The organism is Hymenobacter tibetensis (genome assembly GCF_022827545.1).
In the GTDB taxonomy this organism is placed as follows: domain Bacteria; phylum Bacteroidota; class Bacteroidia; order Cytophagales; family Hymenobacteraceae; genus Hymenobacter; species Hymenobacter tibetensis.
The window spans coordinates 41,580-65,472 of record NZ_CP094670.1 but is presented as its reverse complement, the minus strand read 5'-3'; the positions used below and the strand labels follow the sequence as shown (position 1 = coordinate 65,472).

14 protein-coding genes are annotated in these 23,893 nt (G+C 57.9%); 6 read left to right on the top strand and 8 right to left on the bottom strand.

The features are described 5' to 3' along the window. Window positions 1-40: 40 nt before the first annotated feature. The gene (locus MTX78_RS23330; RefSeq protein WP_243803115.1) at window positions 41-1,861 is read left to right on the top strand and encodes a glycoside hydrolase family 15 protein; all 1,821 of its coding nucleotides are present in this window, start codon (window positions 41-43) and stop codon (window positions 1,859-1,861) included. Between the two features lie 89 nt (window positions 1,862-1,950). After that, the gene (locus tag MTX78_RS23325) at window positions 1,951-2,829 is read left to right on the top strand and encodes an SDR family oxidoreductase (protein ID WP_243803114.1); all 879 of its coding nucleotides are present in this window, start codon (window positions 1,951-1,953) and stop codon (window positions 2,827-2,829) included. A 134-nt stretch (window positions 2,830-2,963) separates the two neighbouring features. On the opposite strand, the gene MTX78_RS23320 is transcribed toward MTX78_RS23325, so the two are convergent. The 7 genes from MTX78_RS23320 to MTX78_RS23290 all read right to left on the bottom strand — a co-directional run bounded on the left by MTX78_RS23320 (window position 2,964) and on the right by MTX78_RS23290 (window position 12,239). Beyond that, on the bottom strand, window positions 2,964-3,368 hold the full coding sequence (locus tag MTX78_RS23320) for a hypothetical protein (protein ID WP_243803113.1): 405 nt from the start codon (window positions 3,366-3,368) through the stop codon (window positions 2,964-2,966). A 64-nt stretch (window positions 3,369-3,432) separates the two neighbouring features. After that, window positions 3,433-3,876, bottom strand: a complete 444-nt coding sequence (locus MTX78_RS23315; RefSeq protein WP_243803111.1) for a hypothetical protein — start codon at window positions 3,874-3,876, stop codon at window positions 3,433-3,435. A 244-nt stretch (window positions 3,877-4,120) separates the two neighbouring features. Further along, window positions 4,121-7,261 carry an efflux RND transporter permease subunit gene (locus MTX78_RS23310; RefSeq protein WP_243803110.1) on the bottom strand — a complete coding sequence of 1,047 codons (3,141 nt, stop codon included), beginning with the start codon at window positions 7,259-7,261 and terminating at the stop codon, window positions 4,121-4,123. A gap of 132 nt (window positions 7,262-7,393) precedes the next feature. Continuing rightward, the gene (locus MTX78_RS23305) at window positions 7,394-8,473 is read right to left on the bottom strand and encodes an efflux RND transporter periplasmic adaptor subunit (RefSeq protein ID WP_243803109.1); all 1,080 of its coding nucleotides are present in this window, start codon (window positions 8,471-8,473) and stop codon (window positions 7,394-7,396) included. 102 nt (window positions 8,474-8,575) lie between these two features. Further along, a complete protein-coding gene (locus MTX78_RS23300) occupies window positions 8,576-9,877 on the bottom strand; it encodes a TolC family protein (protein ID WP_243803107.1) in 1,302 nt (433 codons plus the stop codon). A 224-nt stretch (window positions 9,878-10,101) separates the two neighbouring features. Continuing rightward, on the bottom strand, window positions 10,102-11,451 hold the full coding sequence (locus MTX78_RS23295) for a sensor histidine kinase (protein ID WP_243803106.1): 1,350 nt from the start codon (window positions 11,449-11,451) through the stop codon (window positions 10,102-10,104). Window positions 11,452-11,558: 107 nt separating this feature from the next. Next, complete coding sequence (locus MTX78_RS23290) at window positions 11,559-12,239, bottom strand: response regulator transcription factor (protein ID WP_243803105.1); 681 nt, start codon at window positions 12,237-12,239, stop codon at window positions 11,559-11,561. Between the two features lie 432 nt (window positions 12,240-12,671). On the opposite strand from MTX78_RS23290, the gene MTX78_RS23285 reads away from it, so the two are divergent. Together MTX78_RS23285 and MTX78_RS23280 are read left to right on the top strand one after the other, a co-directional pair. Further along, a complete protein-coding gene (locus MTX78_RS23285; protein WP_243803103.1) occupies window positions 12,672-14,198 on the top strand; it encodes a polysaccharide lyase domain-containing protein in 1,527 nt (508 codons plus the stop codon). A 221-nt stretch (window positions 14,199-14,419) separates the two neighbouring features. Continuing rightward, window positions 14,420-16,072, top strand: coding sequence for a M1 family metallopeptidase (locus MTX78_RS23280; protein ID WP_243803102.1), 1,653 nt, complete (start codon window positions 14,420-14,422; stop codon window positions 16,070-16,072). 69 nt (window positions 16,073-16,141) lie between these two features. On the opposite strand, the gene MTX78_RS23275 is transcribed toward MTX78_RS23280, so the two are convergent. Next, window positions 16,142-16,420, bottom strand: a complete 279-nt coding sequence (locus MTX78_RS23275) for a hypothetical protein (RefSeq protein WP_243803101.1) — start codon at window positions 16,418-16,420, stop codon at window positions 16,142-16,144. Between the two features lie 1,008 nt (window positions 16,421-17,428). Between MTX78_RS23275 and MTX78_RS23270 the strand changes: the two genes are divergently transcribed. After that, window positions 17,429-18,748: a DNA/RNA non-specific endonuclease gene (locus tag MTX78_RS23270; RefSeq protein ID WP_243803099.1), complete on the top strand. Its 1,320-nt coding sequence runs from the start codon at window positions 17,429-17,431 to the stop codon at window positions 18,746-18,748. Between the two features lie 47 nt (window positions 18,749-18,795). After that, window positions 18,796-23,883, top strand: a complete 5,088-nt coding sequence (locus MTX78_RS23265) for a cellulose binding domain-containing protein (RefSeq protein WP_243803098.1) — start codon at window positions 18,796-18,798, stop codon at window positions 23,881-23,883. Window positions 23,884-23,893 lie beyond the last annotated feature (10 nt).

Below are 23,893 nucleotides of genomic sequence, written 5' to 3'. Positions count from 1 at the left end.
GCTCTTTCTGGGTACCGCCTCCCTGACTTAGCAACTGTCCATGAGAAAACAACCCGCCATTCATTCCCTGGCCGTGGTCAGCGACCGGCGTACGTGTGCCCTGCTTGACAAGCAAGGCACCATGTGCTGGTACTGTCCCCAACGCTTTGACAGCAGCGCCGTCTTGTCGGTGCTGCTTGATGCCGAGCAAGGCGGTTACTGGACCGTTGCCGGTTCCGACAAGCACTTTATCAGCCGAACGTATGTCGAGCGGAGCAGCGTGCTTACCACTGAATTCACCGTTGCCGGGCAGCCTTTCTCCCTCACTGATTGGATGCCGCTTAACGAAGACTTCGCGGGCCTTTGCCGGCAGTTCTCGGTTGCGCCGGCTCCGCTTACCGTTACCCTGCGGCTCCGGGCCGAGTACGGCCTTCAGGCCACCGCAGTGGAGCTAGACTCCGCTGCTACCACCGCTCACTTCCCCGAGCTAGGGCTGTGGCTGAAAGCCTCGCATCCTCTTCAGCAAGTGGCCGATACCCTGGTATGTACGATACCAGCCGGCGCGGCGGGGTGGGCCGTGCTGACGGAAACAGCCGCCGCCGTGCCCGAACTTTCAACTGCGCGGTTGGAGGCTTCTCGCCAGCATACCCTGCACGGCTGGCGCCAGCTGGCAGCATTGCTGCCCTACGAGGGGCTGTACGAGCAAGCAGTAGTTGATTCGATTCGCGCGGTGCAGCAGCTCACCTACCAGGAGACGGGCGGCATTGTTGCGGCAGCCACCACGTCGTTGCCGGAGGTGCCGGGTGGGCAGCGCAACTATGATTACCGCTACGTGTGGATGCGCGACGTGAGCCTTATTGTCAGCGCGCTGCTGCAACTTGACGCCGTTGGGCAACCCGAGAAAAGCTTTCTTGAGTTTCTGGCCCAAGCACGCCGCGAAAACCAGCAAGTGCAGCTTACTCCCTTCTACGCCGTCGACAAAACACGACCCGCTGACTTGCACGAAATAGCCTTGGCCGGCTATGACCACAGCCGGCCGGTGCAAATAGGCAACACTGCCAGCAACCAGCTCCAACTTGATGCCCACGCCAACGTGCTGCTGGCAGCCAAGCTGCTCTACGACCGTTTCAACGAGAAAAAAGAGTGGGAGATGGTAGCGCAAGTGGCCGATTTTCTGGCTGAAAACTGGGCGCGCGACGACAATGGCATTTGGGAAGAAGGAGCTACCAAGCCCTACACTTCCTCTAAAGTGCTAGCCGCTCGCGGCTTGGAGTTTATTGCCGATTACGCCGACTCCGCTGCCCAGGCCCAACGCTGGCGGCAAGCGGCGGCGGCCATTCGTGCCTACGTCAATCAGCATTGCCTAACCGAATCGGGGGCCTATGCCGTGTATGCAGGCTCGCAGGAGGTGGACATTACGGCGGTGCAGTTTCCGCTCTGGACGTACTGTGCCCCCGACAGCCCCGAGATGCTGGCTACCGTTCGCGAAATCGAGCAGCACTGGAGCCACGACAACTTGTACTGGCGCCGGCTAGAAGAGTTTGACGCGCACCAGGAAGGGGCATTTCTGGCTGGCACTTGCTGGATGGCGCACTACTACGCCGTAGCCGGCCAGCTAGACAAAACCCAGCAGATTCTGGAAGCGGTGCTGCAGTACCAGAACGACCTCGGCTTTTTCGCGGAAGAAGCCGGGGTGGATAGCGGGGAACAGATGTTGGGCAATTTCCCCCAGACGTTTGTGCACTCGTCGTTTATCTGCGCGGTGAATGGGCTCAAGCAGGAACTGGCGGGCCAGGACAGCCGCGTACATGCGCATCACTCCTCCCGGCCCGAAGAAACCCCTGATGTGCCGGCAGCTGGTTCGCACCCAAACGAGCACTAACTGAACCGTTGTGCAAACAACATTTGGGGGTTACCAGTCCGCGCATGGTGTTTTCCGTACTCTTCCCAACAACCCAAGCGTTCCAACCTATGACAACCGACCAAAACGAACCGCGTCCGACCAACAGCGAAATAAACCCCAAGCCCATGGCGTATCCCACGAGCGAGGCGGACATGAAAGAGCAGCCCGATTGGGATATGTCGAATTACCTGCCCGCCGGCAAGCTCAAAGGAAAAGTAGCCTTGATTACGGGCGGCGACTCAGGCATCGGGCGGGCCGTGGCGTTGGCTTTTGCCATGGAAGGCGCTGATGTAGCGGTGGTCTTCCAAACCAACGCCGAAGATGCTGCCGTAGTCGGCAAAGCGGTGGAAGCACAGGGACGCAAGTTTCTGGCCATTCAAGCCGATGTACGCTCCGGCGACGCCTGCCGCGAGGCGGCCCGCCAAACCAACGCCGAGTTAGGCGCCATCAACATCCTGGTGAACAACGCGGCGTATCAGCAAGGCTACGAGCATTTCGAGACCATCCCGGAGGAGAACATTCACCGCACGTTCGATACTAATATCAAAGGGTACATCTTCATGGCCCAATCGGTGCTCCCATACATGAATGAAGGCGACTCCATCATCAACACGGGTAGCATTGCTGGGATAGTGGGCAACAAGCACCAGATTGATTATGCGGCCACCAAAGGCGCCATCCACATCTTCACCAAAAGCTTGGCGGCTTACCTCGGCGACAAGAAAATCCGGGTGAATGCAGTGTTGCCAGGCCCCATCTGGACGCCCCTCATTCCGGGCACGATGCTCAAGGAAGACCTGAAAAAGTTCGGCGACGAAACCATGCTCGGCCGGCCCGGACAACCCGAAGAGCTGGCGCCAGCCTACGTGTATTTCGCCTCGCAAGACGGTAGCTACTCCACTGGTAGCTTGCTGGAAGTGACCGGCGGAATGCCGAAAGGCGGCTGAGTAAACCACTAAACCAGTAGCGCCCAGCAAGGCCACTGAAAAGCCCTGTTACGTACCCTGATGGCGGCAATGAGCCTTACCATCGGGGTGCGCAACAGGGCTTTGGTGGTGATAAGTGGCTGCTATAGTGTCGCTTACAGGGGTTGTGTGGCCCAGGTACGGGCTTCGTCGATGGTGTTGAAAAATTGACTGGTTAGGCGAGTGTGCGGAATTGTGGTTGCCACCAACGAGGTAATGCCCATCCGATTCATGGCGTCCAACGATTCTACCGCTGCGAACCGCTGCGCGCCCATGTCGCTGAGACCCTTGAATACTAGGTCACCACTCCATTGCAAGTCGGCTTGCCGCAGCGCGCGGAGTAGTCGGTTATCGGCTATTAGGGCTCGCACGTGGTGTTGGCGGGCCAAGCGCATCAGCTCCAGGATGGAAGTCCGGAAATCGGCGCTAGGCACGAAGTCCAACCATTGCAATTCCAGCGTTTTGTGGGTGGTATGATGCAGGTGAATGCGAAGGTACTGCGTGCTAAAAAGTGTTTCCATAGAGGAGAATGAGGGCGGAGGCCAAGGTACCAAAGCTTTTTGCTGGTACGTATTAGGGCAACTTTTATTGGTTGGGCGTGGCGCACTGCTTGGTTACGCTTTGCTTGGCTTGCTCCAGCGAATCGTAGTACACGGGCTCCAATACATATTTTTCGGGTCGGGCCACGGTTTGTTTGGCGTACTGCTGGGTTGCGAGTTGCCCCAGAATGTTGTGGGAGGTGACAATGCTTACTTCCCGGAGGCCCGCCCGATACGCCTGCATGTTCCAGTCGTCGGCCAGCCACTGCTGCACCTCTTTGGAAATAGCACTCATGTTGCGCGTATCGGCAATCCAGCCCCAACGCTGTTTCACTGAGCTATGCGCCTTGAAATGCGCTAAGCCGGCGTTCATCAATTGCTTGAACTGAATGCGGTTTGCAAAGGAATAGAGTTGGACAATAATGCACGGAACCTCTTCGTCTGCCCAGACCAGCGCGTAGGGTTCATCCACGATAATTTGTTGTGACATAGTGGCTCCATACGGTCCAGCTTAGGGTGTGGTTGCTGTTGGGTGCCACATCCAGCTACACAACGGTTCTGCCAGTCACACAATCTATTTCAATCACCACAGCAGCAACCACATACCAAAAGCAACGTCAGCCAGCTTACCTTACGTTGAAGGCGCAAACCAAGCACCTAGCAAGCCCTACCGGCCAGCTCATTCGGCAGCGTGGTGCACGTCTCCTCGCAACGGCTCTACACCACCGGCTTGGCTATGACACGAGGGCGGGTTGTCTTTCTACGGACTCAACAGGCTGCAACGACCGATAGAACCGTTCGAACACCAGCGGAAAGATGAACAGCGTGAGCACAGTTCCGGTGAGCAGTCCGCCAATTACCACAATGGCGAGTGGCTTGCTGGTTTCTGAACCAATGCCTGTGCTAAGCGCCGCGGGCATCAAGCCAATAGTGGCCATCAAGGCCGTCATGACCACAGGGCGCACGCGTGAAATCACCCCCTCGGTGATGGACTTGTCGAGGCTCTCCTTGCGAAGTAGATTTTGCTTGAACACCGAAATCAGAATCACGCCGTTCTGGATGCAGATACCGAACAAGGCTATGAACCCGATGCCAGCCGAAATACTGAAGTTGGTACCTGTGAGCAGCAACGCGGCAATGCCCCCAATGATGGCGAACGGCACATTGAGCAGTACCAGTCCGGCGTCTTTCAAGTTGCTGAACAACACAAACAAGATAAAGAAGATGAGGGCCAGGCTGACGGGCACTACCTGGGCGAGACGCTGGGTGGCCCGCCGTTGGTTTTCAAAGTCGCCGGTCCATTTCATTTCGTAGCCCTTGGTAAGCTTCACCGCCTGGTTCACTTTCTTCTGCGCTTCTTCAATGGTGCTGCCCATGTCACGGCCCCGGATGCTGAACTTCACCGCGGCAAAGCGGCTGTTGTCGTCGCGGTAAATCAGGCTGGGGCCGGTAACCTGGCCGATGTCGGCAATCTGACTTAGGGCAATGGTTTTGCCGTTTTGCATGGGCACCTGAAGCACACTGATTTGGGCTGGCGTCTGCCGGTACTCCGGTTCGTAGCGCACCCGGATGGGGAATTTACGCTCGCCTTCGTAGAGCTGCGTGGCCTGCTTACCCCCCACGGCCATTTCCAGCACGGCGTTAGCATCGGCCTTGTCTACGCCGTAGCTGGCCATGCGGCGCTCATCAAGAGTTACGTGCAGCTCGGGCTGGCCGATATTGCGGAGCACCCCTAGGTCGTCGATGCCGCGCACGGTTTTCAGCACCTCGTACACGCGGTTGGCGGTGGCTTCGAGCGTGGGCAGGTCGGTGCCGTAGATTTTCACGGCAATCGAGCCTTTCACTCCTGAGGCCGCCTCCTCCACATTGTCGGTGATGGGCTGCGAGAAGTTGAAATTCACTCCCGCAAACTGGTCGAGCTTGCCTTTCATCCGTTCGATAAGGTCCTCGCGGTAGGCTTTCGACTTCATCTTTTTCTGCACCTCCGGCGTCTGCTTGATTTGCACCAGGAACTCGTTGTTGTAGAAGCCCGTCGGGTCCGTGCCGTCGTTGGGGCGGCCGGTCTGGCTTACCACGTCGCTCACTTCCGGAAAGCTCATAAACACCCGGCGCATCTGGTTGCTCACGCGGTTCGAGGCTTGTAGGTTGATGCTGAGCGGCAGCTGGGCCCGCACATAAATCGAACCCTCATTCAGTTCCGGCAAGAACTCCGAACCCAGAAACGAGAAGCTGAACAACCCCACCAGCGTGATGGCGAAGGCTACCACCAAGCTGCTGGTTTTGCGGCCGTAAGTGAAACGAAAAAACCGCTCGGCTCCCCTATTGACGGCCCGCACAAAGAAGTTGTCTTTCTCGCGCACGTTCTTGTTCAGCAGCAAACTTACCAGCACCGGCACCAGCGTGAGGGTGAAAAGCAATGCCCCGAGCAGGGCAAAGCCCAGCGTCCAGGCCAACGGTGAAAACACTTTGCCTTCCACCTTTTCGAAGGCGAAGATGGGCAGCAAAGCCGTGATGATAATGGCCTTGGCAAAGAAGATGGATTTGCCCATTTCCCGCCCCGACTTCTTGATCAGACCATTTTTGGTGAGCTTGTTGAAACGTTCCATGCCCACGGAATGCGCTTTGTGGTCGAGGGCCACAAACAAGCCCTCCACCATCACCACGGCCCCGTCGATGATGATACCGAAGTCAATGGCGCCCATGCTTAGCAGGTTGGCCGACATACCTTTCAGGCGCAAACAGATAAAGGCGAACAGCAGCGCCAACGGAATAATAACCGCCACGATAACCGTGGTGCGCCAGTCGGCCATGAACACGAACACCACCAGCGTAACCAGCACAATGCCTTCCACCAGGTTGTGAATTACGGTATCGGTGGAGAAGTCAATCAACTGCTGCCGGTCGTAGAAGCTCTTGATTTTCACGTCATCGGGTAGGATTTTGCTGTTCAGCTCGGCTACCTTGGCTTGCAGCAATTGAATGACGGCAGTTGGGTTTTCGCCTTTGCGCATCACCACAATGCCCTCCAGCTTGTCGTCCTCGTAGCCCCGACCCACTTGGCCTAGCCGCGAGAGGGCGCTTTCTGTCACCTGGGCCACGTCCCGCACCAAGATGGGCACCCCGTTCACGTTCTTGACGACCGTGTTGTTGATGTCGTTGATGTTGTTGAGCAGCCCCAGGCCCCGCACCACGAAGCCTTGCTGGCCCTCGTTTATGACGTCGCCGCCCACGTTGATGTTGGAGCGCTGCACAGCATTGTAGAGGTCGAGCGGCGTAAGGTTGAAATCCTGCAGCTGGCCGGGGTTGGCGCTGATTTCATAGGACTTCACCTCGCCGCCAAAGCTGTTCACGTCGGCAATGCCGGGCACGGCCTTTAGGTTGCGTTCCACCACCCACGCTTGCAGGGTTTTCAACTCGCGCACCGACTTGGTTTTGCTTTCCAGCGTGTAACGGAAAATTTCGCCGGTAGGGCCGTAGGGCGGCTGCACTTCGGGCGCAATGCCGTCGGGCAAGTCCACTTCGCGCAGCTGGTTGTATACCTGGGGGCGGGCAAAGGCATCATCTACGCCATCCTCGAAAATCACCTTCACCACCGAAAGACCAAACAACGTGGTACTGCGCACTGAAGCCTTTTTCTGCACCGGGTTAAGCGCAATTTCAATGGGCACCGACACGAATTTCTCCATCTCCTCGGCCGAGCGCCCCGGCCACTGCGTGATGATGGTAATTTCGGTGTTGGTGACGTCCGGGAACGCCTCAATGGGGGTGTTGCGGTAGCTTACGACACCCATTACCACCACTACCAGGGTCATGAGGAAGACAAAGCCGCGGTTTTTCAGCGAAAAGGCAATGATGCCTTGGATAAATTTATTCATGATCGTTCTGTCAGGCGAAGCGGCGCCAACGTGCTCGTCGGCTGCGGGTCGCGCGGGTGACGGGGGGTAAGGAGGTGAAAAGCAGACCAGCGCAAACACGGGCTTAGGGCCACACGCCGCACGCGGCTGGCTTTAGTTGTTGAGCTCGTTGTAGACCAGCAGCTGCTCTTCCGCAATGACGATTTCGCCGGCCTGCAAGCCCGCACCCACGTAGCTCACGTTGCCCACCGTCTTATGGATCGTTACGGGGCGGGTTTCCACGTGCTGACGGTCTTTGTACACCATCACGAAGTGGCGGTCCTTGTCAAAAATCACCGACTTGGTGGGCACGGCCAGCATTTGAGTGCCAGCGGTGTTTTCGATGCGCACCTGGGCGTACATGGCGGGTTTGAGCAGGTAGCCTGGGTTGGCGAGCCGCACGCGCACTTTCATCACCTTGCTATCCGGGTCGAGGACGTTGAAGAGCTTGTCGATCTTTCCCCGCAACGGCTTATCGGGGTATGACAGCGTGGTTACCAGCACGCCATCACCGAGCTTCACCTTGGCAATATCCGACTCGAACACGTTGGCCATTACCCACACTTCGTCGAGGTTGGCGATGGTGAAAAAGTGGTCTACATTGTCGTCGTTGTACTGCATGTTTTCGGTCACGTTTTTCTCGGTGATGAAGCCGGAAATGGGCGCCTTGATGGTGTAGCGGCCTTCCGACGAAACCCCGTAAATACCTAGTTGCTTGCGGCTTTTCGTGGCATTGCCGGTGGCTTTGCGGGCTTCCTGACGGGCCAGCACCAGTTCCCGTTCGGAAATTAGACCGGCGGCAAATTGGTCTTCGGCCACGGCCAGGTTCTTGCGCGCAATGGCTAAGTCGGTACCGGCTAGGCTGCTTTGGTTTTGCACGTCGGCAATCTCACCGCTGCGCACCACGGCCAGTAGTTGGCCCTTGGTTACATGGTCGCCGAGTTCCACTTTCAAGTCCTCGACCACGCCTCCCACCAAGGGAAACACCTTGGCCGTCTGGTCGCCGTTGCTGACCACCTGGCCGGAAAAGGCGAGTTCACTCTGCACCGGGCGCAAACGCACGGTGTCAAGCTCCAACTGCTTCATCATCACTTCAGAAAGCTGAAAAGGGGCTGACTTTTCTTGTTTGACTTCGGGGCTGGAGCAGCCAGCTAGTGCCAGACCAGCCAGCAGAAAAGGAGAGAAACGCATCATGAGAATACTATCGATTAGCGGCTGGCACAGCACCGGCCGCTGGTTGTACTTAGAGATAAAAGAGGGGTGAAAACGCCTGGGCAATTGCTCGCAGGCAACTGGTTATTCTGCCTGAAACATCGACTTGCCCACCGCGGCATTCAACTGTTCGAAAGCCCGCATCCGGCTGGCGCGCAGCATGTTAAGCTGGGCCGCGTTGTTCTTGTACGCCTCGTAGAAATCGAGATACTCCACCACGCTGATCAAGCGGCGGGCATAGCTCTGCTCGATACCAGTCATGAGGCGAGTTAGTGGGGCCAGGTCACGGTCGGCGTTCTGGTAGAGCCTGTCGCTTAACTGCGTTAGCTGGTAGGCTTCGTGCACTTCCTGGCGCACCTGCTGCTGTTGCTGGGCTAGCAGCACCTTGCTTTGTGCCTCCTGGGCACGGGCCGTCTGAATGTTGCCTTGGTTTCGGTCGGAGATAGGCAGGGCCACCCCGACATTCAGGGCATGGTAGTGGTTGATGTAGGAACCGCTGCGGTCATAGGTGTAGCCCACCGTAATGTCGGGCTTGGCCAAGGTCCGTTGCAGGCGCAGGTTCAAGGCGGTGCGTTGCACGTCGGCGCGCTGAGCCAGCACATCGGCGCGCCGGACCTGAGCGGAATCCGCTAGTTGCGCCTCGGGGTACGCCTGCAGCGAAAGGGCTCCCACCCGGTCGGCATCAACAACAGGCCGGTATTCGGTGTTGGAAGAATCGCGCAGCAGGATATGCAGGTCGGCTTGGTAGGCCGCCAGCTCGTTGCGTAGCGCGAGTTGGTCGCTTTCCAGACCGAAGAGAAAAGACTTCAGCCGTACCACTTCCTTCAGGGCCAGATTGCCCCGCTCATACTGTTGCTGATACAAATTCACGGTGTGCCGCAACGACTGGGCCTGCGTCTGGTACACCTGCAAGGTTTGCTGCTTGTAGTACACCTCGTAGAACGTGGAGCGCAACTGAAACCGCAAGGTGCGCAGCAAATCCTGCAAGCTGTACTGCTCTGCCACCGCGGCGGCGTCGGCCGCCTTGCCCGCTGCCCGCCGCCGCCCGGCCAACGACACGAGCTGCTGCAAGCTTACCATAGATTGGGAACGGGGAGTGCCAGCGGGCACTTCGGGTCGGAATATGCGGCGGTTCAGCAAGTCCTGCTCCACGCTCAGGGTTGGGTTTTCCAGGATACGGGCCTGCACCGCTTGGGCCTGGGCAATAGAGATGTTGTAGCTGCGGGCCAGCAGTTCTAGGTTGTTCTGAAAAAAGCGCCGCTCAGCCTCGGGCAAGGCCAGCCGGATGGTATCAGACGAGGACTCGATGCGGGCTTGTGCATGAGCCCGTACCGAGCCGGCCAATAAGAAGAAAAAGAGAGCGAGGCGCGCTAATAAAGGAGGCATATCCAGCGTGTGTTGTTAGGATATGCAAAGCTGCGGCGCGGGTATTAGAGCAGAGTTAGAGACAGATTAGAGGAAGATTAGAAAACGAAAATTGTATAAAAAAGTGGGGCGTCGCCTGCAACTACATGGGCGCACTTAGCGGTTAGCCTCCCAAAAGCTTGCTTCTTGGACCGAGTGTACTGCTTTAATTGCAGCTACGGCCCCAAGGTATCAACGGCAACACCTCACGCTGCCAGAGCGCCAAACGTCACCGTCGCTGTGGTGCCGCTTCCCAGCGCAGACTCTATCTGTAGCCGGCCGCCGTGCAACTCAATGATGCGGCGGGCCAGCGCCAGTCCTACGCCGTGACCTGTGAAGCCCCGGGCGTTGGCCGAGCGGAAAAAAGGCTGGAAGATGTAGTCCAGGTCTTTGGCAGGAATACCGATGCCCATATCGGTGATGCGTAGATACACCCAGTTGTCCTGCAAGCCGAACTGTACTGCCACGGGCTGTCCACCCGAGTATTTGAGCGCATTGTCCAGCAGGTTGGTGAAAGCCCGGTACAGCAGCTGGCGGTTACCTTGTATTTCCAGCTGGTCGGTGGTTGCAGGCAGTTCCTCAATGGTAAGCACCACCCGGTGGCGTTGCGTCCGGTCCACGGCGTTATGCGTTTCCCACAGCAACTCATCGAGCCGGATGCTGTCGGTGCCGGCCTGGGTGCCAGTGGCCTGCGTTAGTTCCAACAGGTTGTTGACCAACAGCTTCATCTGCTGCATCTCGTCAAGCACCGAGGCCAATGCCTCCTGATAAGCGGCGGGCTCCCGGTCGCGGGTTAGCAGCACTTGCAGCTCCCCAATGGCGGCCGTCAGCGGGGTCCGTAGCTCGTGCGAGGCATTGGTAACAAAGGCCCGCTGACTTTCAAAGCCATCTTCCAGCCGGTCCAGCATTCGGTTGAAGGTGCGGACGAGCCGGGCTATTTCATCCTGCTTGTCTTTCTTGCTTTCCGACAGGCGCAGGTGTAAGTCGTGGGACGTGATGCGGTTTACTTGGTTGTTGACGGCAGCAATGGGCGCCAGCACCCGGCCTGCAAACCCCCACCCAGCCACATAAATCACAAGCAGGCTGCCCAAGGATATACTCACCAGGATGGTAGCTAATGACTTCAGGCGGGCGCGGCCCGAGCTGTTTTCGGCCGCCGCCACTATCACATAATCGCCTTGGTTGTCTTGGTAGAAAACCCCAACTGCCTGCTGTACCCCAATTTCAAAGTACACTTCTTTCTGCGTGACAATGCGGGCCAGCAGTTGGTGGGAAATCTGAATGCGGTGGTCTTGCTCGATGAAACGAGGTTGTAGCTGGGCGTCATATACCTGTAGTACCTCTCCCGGCAACGTGCGCAGGTAGCGGCGCTGAAACGCCCGAAAGGCGTCAGTTTTCACTTCATCTCTTTCCAGGAAAATGTACCCAGTCAATTCTGCCCGGTCGCGTAGTCGCTGGCGAAACTCCACGTTCGTGGACTTAACCTGCAGCACGTACACCACGCCCATAGCCGCAAGCAGAATGAAGGCCACAATACCTACGAACAACCACGTCAATTTGCTCCGAATCGTCATAACCAGGACCTATAAACCACAAGCAGCCAACCGCAGAGAAATCATAGGTCCTCTGCTTTTACCTGGGGCAAACCTACTCTCCTCTACCCTCACGGCGCTTCTTCGCGCATGGTGTAGCCCATGCCTACCACCGTATGAATCAGCTTGCGGTCAAAGCCTTTGTCGACTTTATTGCGCAAGTAGTTCACGTACACGTCAATCACATTGGAGCCGGAATCCAGCGCGTCTTCCCAGGAGTTTTCAGCAATTTCGGCCCGGCTCAGCACACGGCCCTTGTGGCGCATGAACAGCTCCAATAAACTGAACTCGCGGGCCGTAAGCCGGATGGGGCGTCCGCTTCGCGTCACGGTTTTAGCCATTGAATCCAGAATGAGGTCATCTATCATCAGGGTCGCGCCCTTGGTTTCGAGGCCCCGGCGACGGGTTAGCACTCGAACGCGGGCCAGCAGCTCCGAGAAATCAAAGGGCTTCACCAAGTAGTCGTCGGCGCCTTCGTTGAACCCCTTCAATTTGTCGGCGGTGGTGCCGAGTGCCGTCAGCATCAGGACGGGAATGTGCTGGTCTTGCGCTCGAATGGCTTGTAGCACCTCGATGCCGTTCAGGACCGGCAAAATCACATCCAGAATAATAAGGTCATACGGATTGACGAGTGCCAATTGCCGCCCGTAGTAGCCGTCATACGCCACCTCAACATCGAACTGGGCTTCCTCTAACCCACGCCGGATAAAAGCTGATACCTTGGGTTCGTCTTCAATGAGTAAGATTTTCATAGGCAACCGCAATATAAAGTCTGGGCCGTGTGCTCTGGGCGGCTCCAGTTAACTCAACCGTTTCTGTCGGCCTACCCGAGGCAGGCCACTTGCTGTTTCACCCCATCAAAGCAGCAACGTGTACCTCCCATTGTCGAGTTGAAGGCACTTGCCGTGAAGATGCGCTTTCAACACAGCCCACATATGATGGCCTTATCAGCAAAGATGCGGATTGTGGAATTGGTCTTGCACACCCTCCCCGCGCCATTGCGCAGAAGTGGTACATGTGCGTCAGCAAACGGCTAAGATGCTATAATTCACTGCAGGGGCTGGCCGCCTACCTTGTGATGTTGGTTGAAACGTCGGCTCGTTTGACGTCCTGTGTCCACTTGCCAACGCCGCGGGCAGGGCTTGTGCTGCCGTGCGCGGGTTGCCTTTCCACTTGCTTCGCTTATGCCTTCTGCTTTTCTACTCCCTACCCGTGGGCTGTTTGTTGGCCTTTTCCTGAGCGCGGCAGCGCTGCCCGTTCGTGCACAATTGGTGGCTTTTCCTGGGGCCGAGGGCTTTGGACGCTTCACTACCGGCGGCCGTGGTGGCCAAGTTGTGGAGGTAACTACCCTAGCCGATGCAGGTCCGGGCAGTTTCCGCGAGGCTTTCACCCAACACCCCGGCGAGCCCATTACCATCGTGTTTCGAGTGGGTGGGCTAATCGAGTTGAAGTCGCCTCTCAAGCCGAAGCGTTCCAACGTCACCATTGCCGGCCAGACGGCTCCCGGCGACGGTATCTGCCTGAAAAACTACAGCGTTAAGCTCCACGGCAACAACATTATGGTGCGTTACCTGCGTTCGAGGCCCGGCAACACGTCGGGGGCCAACGTAGCGGGGGTGTATGGCCTGAACATGGAAAACTGCCGCAACTTCATTGTCGATCATTGCTCGATGAGCTGGTCGATAGAGGAAGCGGCGACCTTCTATGACAACACCTATTCCACAGTGCAGTGGTGTGTGGTGAGCGAGAGTCTAAACTCATCGTTCAATGGCAAAGGCGACCATGGGTACGCCGGCGTGTGGGGCGGGCAGTACGCATCCTACCACCACAACCTGATTGCGCATCACCACAGCCGGGCCATCCGCTTCAACGGGGCCCGCGCCCACGATACTACAGCCGTGGTCGATTATCGGAACAACGTGATTTACAACTGGGGCAACATGCAGGCCGCTTACGGCAATGAGCTGCTTATTCCCGGTGGAAGCGGCCAGCTGAACATGGTCAACAACTACTACAAAGGCGGGCCAGCCACCCCCGCCGCGCGAGCAGCCGTTATTTTCGACATCACCCAAGCATATGATGCGGCCAAGCCAGACAAGCCAGTGGCCACCGTATATGCGGCCGGAAACTACGTAGCGGGCTACCCCGCCGTGACGGCCAACAACTGGACCGGCATTCGGCTACACTACTACCCGGAAACGGCAGTTAACTTCCGCCGCTTCCGGCAAACTCAGGCAACGCCTGCCCTGGCGCCCATTACCACCGAATCGGCGGAGGCGGCGTACCAGGCCGTACTGGCGGGCGCGGGTGCCACCGTGCCCGTGCGCGACGCCGTGGATGCGCGCATTGTGGCGGAAACCCGTGCTGGTACGGCCACCGGCAGCAGCCCCGCGGGCAGTGCCACGTACGGGCTACATCAGGGCATCATCGACTCGCAGCAGGACGTTGGGGGGTGGCCCGTGTACAAGGATGGCCCCACCCCCACCGACACCGACCACGACGGAATGCCTGATGCCTGGGAAGCTCGCCACGGCTTGAACCCGAACAGCGCCGCCGACCGCAACGGTCTTGCAGCCAGTGGCTACACGCAGCTAGAAGAGTACCTCAACAGCTTGGCCAGAAGCCGCCACAGTAGCAGCACCCCTCCCCCGGCCTCCAAGGGCCCATCCCATAAACCTCGCCGCAACAGGCGCTCCGGCGTAGGGCAGTAGCTGCTAGTTGGCAACTCGGTGGGCACGGATATGTGCTCAGGGTGGAACAAACGGTATGTGGTGCCGTCTGGCGCTGTGCGAACAGGCTGATTGGCTGAACACTTTGGCTGGTGTAGCCGGACGTTCAGCAGAAACCATTTACTTCGCTTTCTGGGCACGTAGTGCTGCCTGCTCCGCATGAAGTAGTGCCCCAACCAGAACCCACAGCCAACCCCTCTCGCATGGCCCTGAAAAAGGCGTTCCTCTTGCTTGCTTTCGCTGGGCTGCTCCACCAAGCGCACGCTCAAACCACTCTGCCTGCCTTAACCCGGGCCGACACCCTGCGCGGTGCCCTAACGCCGTTGCGCACGTGCTACGATCTGCACTACTATCACCTCAACGTGAAGCTGGATCCGGCCCGCAAGTTTATCAGCGGCTCCAACCTGTTCCGCTTCACCGCCACGCAAGATTTCACGCGCCTACAGTTCGACCTGTTTGCCAACTTAGCGGTAGACAAAGTGCTGTACAAAGGGCAGTCGGTGCCGTTCACTCGCGAGGCCAATGCCGTGTTCGTCACGTTTGCGCAGCCCATCAAGCAAGGCACGCAAGACGAGTTCACGGTGCTGTATTCGGGTAGTCCTACGGAGGCGAAGCGCGCGCCCTGGGACGGTGGCCTGGTGTACACGCAAGACAAGCAAGGCAAACCGTGGGTGGCTTCGGCCTGCCAGGGCGTGGGGGCAAGCATCTGGTGGCCCACCAAAGACCACCAAGCCGATGAGGTGGACAGTATGCTGATCAGCGTGACGGTGCCGAAAGGTTTGAAGGACGTATCGAACGGCCGCTTGCGCAAAACCACCAAGCTGAAAGGCGGCGACACCCGCTTCGACTGGTTTGTGGCCAACCCCATCAACAACTATTGCGTGGCCTTGAACGTGGGCGACTTCCAGCACTTCAACGACACGTACGCCGGCGAGAAAGGCAAGCTGACGCTGGACTATTGGGTGCTGCCCGAAAACGTGGAGAAAGCCAAAAAGCAGTTCACCGCCAACGTGAAGCCTATGCTCAAAGCCATGGAGCATTGGTTTGGGCCCTACCCATTCTATGAGGACGGCTACAAGCTGGTGGAGTCGCCGCACTTGGGCATGGAGCACCAAAGCGCCGTGGCGTACGGCAATAACTTCGGCAACGGCTACCGGGGCCGCGACCTGTCAGGCACGGGCTGGGGCGAGAAGTGGGACTTTATCATCATCCACGAAAGCGGCCACGAGTGGTTTGGCAACAACATCACCAGCAAGGACATAGCCGACATGTGGGTGCACGAGAGCTTCACCAACTACTCGGAAAGCCTGTTTGTGGAAAACCAGTTTGGCAAACAGGCCGGCCAGGAATACGTGCACGGCACCCGTCTTGGTATCGCCAACGATGCCCCGATTGTGGGCGTGTTCAACGTGAACCAGGAGGGCTCCGGCGACATGTACCCCAAGGGCGGCAACCTGCTGAACATGACGCGCACCATCATCAACGACGACGAAAAGTGGCGCCAGATTCTGCGGGGCCTCAACAAAACGTTTTACCACCAAACGGTTACCGGTACGCAGGTCATTAACTATATCAGCCAGCAGAGCGGGCAAGACCTAACCAAGATGTACGAGCAGTATCTGTACCACGCCAACATCCCGACGCTGGAAGTACGGTTTGAAAAAGGGGAAGCCCTGGGGCGCTGGGTGGCCGATGTACCCGGATTTACTATGCCCGTACGCGTGCGACAGAAAGGCGGCGAATACCGCTTCGTGACGCCCACTACCACCTTCAAACCGCTCGGCGTAGCTGGCCTTACCAAAGACAACTTGGAGGTCGATACGTTCAACTCCTACATCGGGGTGCTCATCGACTGAGTGTGGCTTCCAAGTAACCGGTGCGGGGCTGTTGCAGTGGCCGCAAGCATGCTGGGGGAGTGGGCTACCTTACACGTCCAGGTAATGCCCAACCAGCAGTAGCAGCAGTTCCCGGCCTTCCAGCACGTGGTAGGTCAGCTGCCGTTTGTTGTCGGTGGAGTAGATCAAGGGGTCAGTTAGGGAGAGCAGGCGCAACCACTCTGCGGCGGGCACTTGGTAGAAAAAACCTTCCGGAAAGAATGTGGCCCGGAGTTGTTGAAGAATAGCCTGTTGAGCGTCTGGGGTGAACCGCAAAAACCGTTTAGCTACAACGAACGGGGTGCAAGGAGCGCCAACGGAGTCAAGCATACGAGCTGAAAACAGCTTTTCTAGTAGGTACGTGGAAAACCGAATGCCAAAACTACCCGTGCTCCACCAGGAAAGCATCCTCGCTGGCATTATGATTTTATGATGATCAACTGCCGGCACTTGCTCCTACCTGATGCTTCCTTCTTTCAGCGCGTGGAAGCTTGCAATACCAGGCTGAGCAGACAAACCGCAGACGGTAACCTCGACTGTAGATTACCAATCATTACGCCTTATTCGCTTACACTTAGTAGGAGGAATCGGGTAGTAGGATGGCACGTGCTTGCCTGTATGTGGTTGACACTGCCTATATAGCACGAGTCTCAGCTGGCTGACTACACAACAAGCGGAAAGCAATAAATGCCGCCAGTTGTATGCTTGTCTGGTGGTTACGTCAGTTAAACGTTTGAAAAACGATGAGCAAGGTTAGGCTACCCGTACCGTGCTGCTGTTGATCTGGCCCGGGCTCTACCACGGCATGATGCGAATCAGCTGAAGTACTTCTTCATTAAGACCAGCCCCAACCCCCGCACCACTTCAGGGTCCCGGATTTAGCCACCCTCATCCACCACAAACCTGGTGGGCACCTTGCCTGAAATATGCTGCAACGCCTCTTTAAATATGGGGTGACGCAAAGCTGTGCCCACCGCTTAGCGAAGAGTGTACATCAGGTCGGTAGCAAACTTTGCGGCGCGAGACGATGGCAACGGAAGCTACATGGCGTGTGGAGTGAAATAGACGGAATTTCACAAGTATGCAATTGAGGTATAGAGCTAAAAACTTTATCTATTTCAAGAGGCAGTCGAGGTTGAGTCCAGCTCTATATAGTGAAAACGGTTTTTTACCTGAGCAGCAGCTTGTGCCTTAACCAATTTGGATTGGCATTATTCTTTTGTAAACATTAAAAATATTCAAGTTTAAACGTGAACTATCCAGTAATTTTGAGGGTTCGAGTGCTTCATTGCCGGGCTTTTCTTGCTCATCATCATTTGTTTACACCAACCTTTTTGCATGACTCTAACCTTACATTGTTGGGGGCGCGGCTGGCTGCCGTTGCTAGCTGGACTAAGTTGCACGTGGTCGTCAGCTCTGGCCCAAAGCCCCACCCAAGAATCGTTTGACTCGGGAAGTAAACCAGCCTACCCGGTAGCATCCACGGCCTTAACTACCGGCAGCTGGACATTCGATGAAGCGTTGTTGGGAACCGACGCCGGCGACCACAAAAACGGCGCGCAAGCGGCCCGGCTCCGCGAGACGGGCAAGCTCACGATGGACTTCTTCCTGCCCAATGGAGCTGCAGTGGTTACCGTCCAGCACGCCCGCTTTGGTGCCGATGCTAGCAGTGGCTTCGAGCTGTGGTACCAGGCCCAGAATTGCGGCTGCGACACCTGGATCAAAGTTGGTAACACGATTATCAGCAGCTCCCCTGATCTGCAAACAGCCTCCTTTGCGGTGAACGTGCCGAATGCCATCCGCTTCGAGCTGCGCAAGGTGTCAGGCGGCGCGGGCCGCCTCAACCTCGACGACTTTGTGGTGGCGCCCTACACCACGACTGCCCCTCCGGTAAGCACCGGCGACAACGGCCACCTCACGATGGGCAACCCCAGTGGCGCGGCCACGGACGTGAACATGCCAACCAACTACTTGATGGTAAAGCCGCAGTACGCGCTCAGCTACCACCGCGACAAAGGCAAACCCAACTGGGTGAGCTGGTACCTGGCGCCGGTCTGGTTCGGCCCAGCCAGACGCCAAGACGACTTCCGCCCCGACCCCGATCTGCCTTCCGGCTGGTATCGCCCCGGCACCACCAGCTACAGCGGCTCCGGTTTCGACCGGGGACACAACTGCCCTTCTGCCGACCGTCTCAGCACCACCGCCGACAACTCGGCCACGTTCCTGATGACCAACATGATGCCCCAGTCGCCCAACAACAACCAGCAGACTTGGGCCAATCTGGAGAATTATTCACGGACGTTGGTAAACCAGGGCAACGAGCTCTACATCATTTGCGGCAGCTACGGCACTGGCGGCACCGGGTCGAATGGCTACTTCACGACCATCGACAACGGACGCATTACCGTGCCGGAGCGGTGCTGGAAAGTTATCGTGGTACTGCCTACGGGCACCAACGACGTTTCGCGCGTTTCGGCTACCACCCGCATCATTGCCATCGACACGCCTAACCAGCAGGGGCTGAACCAGAACTGGGGGACGTACCGCACCACGGTTGATGCCATTGAAGCCGCTACGGGCCTCGATATACTCTCTGCGTTGCCACCGGCCGTGCAGGAGGTTGTGGAAGCTAAAACCGACAACGGTCCAACGCAATGAGCAAGCAGTCTTACTCCCGCCTTTCAGGCCCGTTGGCCTTTTTTTCTATGTCTGTTTTTTATTCTTGCAAGGCCCGGTATTGGGCTATATTACTGCTGCTAGGCGGGCTGCTGCCTGTAGCTGGCCACGCGCAGCTTTCCTTAACTAGCGGGGCGCCAACTACGGTTGATTTCAATAGCCTCGGCACTAGTGCCACCGCCAGCTTACCAACCGGTTTTGTACTGGCCAACGGCTCAACCGTTACCTACGGTAATACGGCCAACCCTACGGCTACCATGCTTACCGGTGGTATTTCTGGTGCCGGAACCTTCACTGGAAGCTCAACAGGCGGCCCCTATAATTTCGCTGACGGAGTTGCCGCTTCTGCCCCTGATCGGGCGTTGGGCTTTTTATCTTCCGGCAGCTACACCTCGCCTCGGCATATTCTGTTGGCGGTGCAGAACAACACGACAGCTACCATCACGCAGCTGGCAGTAACGTACGACATCGAGAAGTACCGCAGTGGCTCGCGAGCTTTTGAGTGGCAGTTTCACACTAGTGCCGATGGCAGTTCCTGGACGCAGCTTACGGGCTTGACAGAGGTTTTCGTGGCCGATGCCAACAACACAACAATACCTACTTCGATAACCCCGATTTCAAAACGCGCTACGCTAAGTGGCCTCAACCTTGCCCCCGGCGCTACTACCTACCTGCGTTGGTCATACGTTGGCATCCTCAATCCCAGCAGTAGCAGTACTAGTACCAACGCCCAAGCGCTGGGCTTGGACAATCTGACGCTTACGCCTACGCTCTCCACGGCTCCGCCTACTGCCGCTATCAGTACGGGCAACGTGTCGGGCAGTTTCTGCGTGGGCGCATCGGCAGCAGGCAGCAGCTTCAGCGTGCCGTTCACGTCTACCGGAGCACTCACGGGTGCGTTCACCGTTCAGCTTTCCAATGCCAGTGGCACGTTCTCCACTGATTTGACGCAGAACATCATCGGCCAGGGCAGTGTTTCGCCGCTGACAGCAGCCGTACCGGCGGGCACTCCAAGCGGCACGGGCTACCGCGTCCGGGTGGTGCACCCCGCATCAGCCACCATTGGAACTCCTAGCACCACCAACCTAACCATAACAGCAGCGCCAGCCAACAACACCGTTACGGTTTCGGCGACGGGTCCGCAAACGGTGGCAACGTCTGGCACCGGTGGAACGCTGACAGCAACGGCTTCGGCCCCTTCCACCTACGCGTGGTATTACGGCACCACCAATGGCGGGCCTTACTCGGCGGCTATCAGCAGCGCTACTAGCGCCAGCTACGTCCTCAAGGGCACCGATTTTGGTGGCGCGGGCACCTATTATGTGGTGGCCCGGGCAACCAGCACCTGCGGCGACGTAGTTGGCACGAGTACGCCCATCACCGTGACGGTAACGGCCCCCACTCCTTCCCTCACGTTCAGTGCGCTAACTCAGCCAGATTTCGGTAGCCTGTTCTTGGGCTCGCCTTCTTCCAGCCAGCGCATCACGGTAACCGGTGCCAACCTGACGGCTCCCGTTACAGTTACGCCGCCTACCGGCTTTGAAATCCGGACGGGTACGGGCGCGTTTGCGTGCTGCGCCATTACCCTGACACCGCAGAACGGCACCCTTGCCACTACTATCGACGTTCGTTTTTTGCCAACACTGGCTCAGGCGTATAGCAGCACCCTGCCCGTTAGCAGCCCGGATGTACCAACGGTGCCGCCGGTGGCGGTGGCGGGTACGGGCGTGGCGCCCACCTACCCCGCTACGGCCGGCACCGCGCCGGTAGCTGATATCACCTCTTTTACCGCTACCGCAAGCGGTACCGTAACGGCTGATGGCGGCGCACCGGTAACTGAACGCGGGTTCGTGTTTGCACCATACACCGCCCCAACCCTGGCCGACAGCATCCTGACGGTAGGCAACGGCACTGGTAGCTTCACGGGCACCCTTACTGGGCTGCGCCCCAACCAGCAGTACTACGTACGGGCGTACGCCGTCAACAACGAGGGCACGGCCTACGGAGAAGAAATTGCCTTTACAACAGTTGCTGTTCCGCTGGCTGCCGAGCCTACCGTGCAAGCCACGGTGCGGGCCCGCGACGTAACCAGCAACTCGCTGACGCTTTCCGCTTTGGGCGGCAACGGCGCAAAGCGCCTGATTGTGGCCCGGTTGGGTAGCAGTGTGGCCGCTGTACCAGTGGATGCTACTTCCTACACCGCCAATGCGGCGTTCGGTAGCGGCAATCAGCTTGGCACCGGCAACTACCTTGTGTATCAGGGCACCGATACCACGGTTACCGTCACTAATCTGCGGCCCGATGCTACCTACACGTTTGCGGTGTTCGAGTACAACGACAACAACACGCCGTACGCCGAAAACTACCTGACGACGACACCCGGCATCCTGACGCAAAAGCTTCAGCCAGCACCCGCTGCGTTGCTGCTCGAAGAGAATTTCGACTACCCTGCCACTACGCTGCTGACAGCGAATGGCTGGCGGGCGCACAGTGGCGCAGGAAATAGTGCCGTGAAAGTAGCAGCCAATAGTCTGAACCAGATTGGCTACAGTGCCAGCGGTATCGGCAACTCGGCGGCCTTGGTAGGCAACGGCGAAGACGTAAACCGTCCGTTCGCAGCCGTCGAGCCTGGTACGCCAGTGTATCTGTCGTTTCTGGTGAACGTGGCTAATGCTTCCACTGTAGCAGCCGGTGATTATTTCCTGCATTTGGGTTCGGCGCCATTCGCCACCGACAACTACCGGGGCCGCGTCTTCGTGCGCAAAACCACTTCCGGCCAGATTCAGTTTGGTATCAGCGGCAGCGGTGCGGCGGTTTATGCGCCCACTGAGTATGCGCTGAATACCACGCATCTGTTGGTAGTGAAATATACCTTCGACGACAATAGCAGCGTCAGTTCGCTATTCGTTAACCCCACCACCGACACTGAGCCAGCTGCGGCCACTACGTCGTCGAGCGAGGGCGCTACCAGCACGGCACCGAACATCGGCGCGGTGGCATTGCGTCAAGGCACCAATTTCCCGAATCTGACAGTGGATGGTATTCGGGTGGGCAACACCTTTCGGGTAGTGAAAACTGGCCTGATTTGCCTGCCACCCGCTCCGCAGTTCACGGCGGCTCCTGTTTGCGCCGGCGAAACCACCACGTTCACCGATGCTTCCAGCGGCGTGGCCGCCAATGCCACGTATGCGTGGGATGTAAACGGCGACGGGGTGACGGATTACTCGACTAAAGGCTCGATTACGCACAAGTACGCCACGGACAGCACCTATACCGTAACGCTGACTATCACGCAAGGCGGCTGTTCGCAGCAGTACTCGCAAGCGGTAGTCGTGCGGGCCCTGCCAACGGCTGTTATCAGCGGCACCCCAACGATATGCGCTGGCACCACCACAAATTTGCCGATACAGCTAACGGGTGTTGCTCCCTGGACGCTGACGTATTCTGCTGGCAGCACCGCCCCTCCCACCACAGTAACGGTAACGGCTTCGGATGTGACGCAAGGCATTTATCAGCTAGACGTTACCCCGACAGCAACTAGCACCTACACGATAACCAGCGTGCAGGATGCCAACTGCACGGGCAGTACGCCAAGCGGTTCGGCCACCGTAACGGTGAACACCGCTCCCGTGCTCACTGTACCCACAGTGGCGCCAGTTGATGCTACGGCTGGCTTGCGTGGGGCTTCTGTAAGCTTTGCCGCTACGGCCACCGGCAGCACGCCGGCTCCCGCCGTAACGTACACCATTCTGTTGAATGGCACTACGAAGAGTATCACCTCACCCTATGTATTCCCGCTGGGTACGACGGTGGTAACGGCCACGGCCACCAACGACTGCGGCACTGTTTCGCAGACGTTCCCGGTAACCGTGCAGAGCCCCACGCTGGTACGCGTGCTGCATCAGAATGCCGACGGCTCTGTTGGCAACAACGTCATCAAGCCGAACCTGCAACTGATAAATAACAGCCCAGCTGCCATTCCATACGCCGAACTGAGCGTGCGGTACTGGCTCACGGCCGAGGACTACGCGCCCATCACAGCCGCCATCGATTATGCGCTGGTAGGTACCAGTGCCGTGCGGGCCACCTATGTGGCGCTACGCGAGCCGGCAAAGGGAGCCTTCGGCTATGTCGAGTACACCTTCACGGCTGCGGGCAACCTGCCTGTAGGCGGAAACTCGGGGGTTATTCAGTCGCGCATCTTCAAACAAACGCAGACGAATTTCAACGAGTCAGACGACCACTCCTACGCCCTGAACAGCACCTACCAGTTCAACGACCGGATTACGGTGTACCGTGGTGGCGTGCTGATTGGCGGCATCGAGCCAGACCTGGCTCCGGTGGAACCTGCCGTACAGGTATGGACGGAAAACAAAGAGCGTAGGACCACTGCCAACACCATCAGCACCTACCTGCAGGTGCGCAACGTTGGTACCCAGCCCCTCTCCTATCAGGATCTAACCGTGCGCTACTGGTTCAGCCCGGAGGGTACCCAGCAGCTAAACTCTTTCATTGACTACGCGCAACTGGGCGCCGGCAATGTGAGCGTCACGTTTGGACAGGCAGGCACCGAGAAGTATGCCGAATTGCGCTTTGCGGCTTCGCTTGGTGCGCTGGCGCCGCTCAGCACCACCGGCAACGTGCAGTATCGAATAGCTAAAACCGATTGGTCGAACTTCAACCAAGCCAATGACTTCTCGTATCGGCCGTTCGGCGCCCTGAGCGAAAACAACCACGTAACGGTGTACTTGCAAGGGCAGCGCATCTATGGGGAAGAGCCAGCCGGTGCTACAGTGGCCAGCCGCGGCACTCAGGTGGTAATGAGCTCTGCCGCAACCCCGCAGAAGGGTGCGCACGTGCAAACCAAGCTCCGCAGCTACCCGAACCCCTTCACGGGCAGTACCACGCTGGAGTTTGCCTTGGCGCAATCAGGCAAGTATCAGCTGGAAATCTACGACCTACAAGGCCGCTTAGTACAGCGCGTGCAAGCCAGTGAGGCTCCCACCAGACAGCTAGTGCGGGTACCGTGGGAGGCCACGGCCGTTACCCGCGGCCTGTACATGGCCCGCCTGATAACGGGCACCGGCACCCAAACCCTCAAACTACAGGTCGAGTAAGTACCGAAAC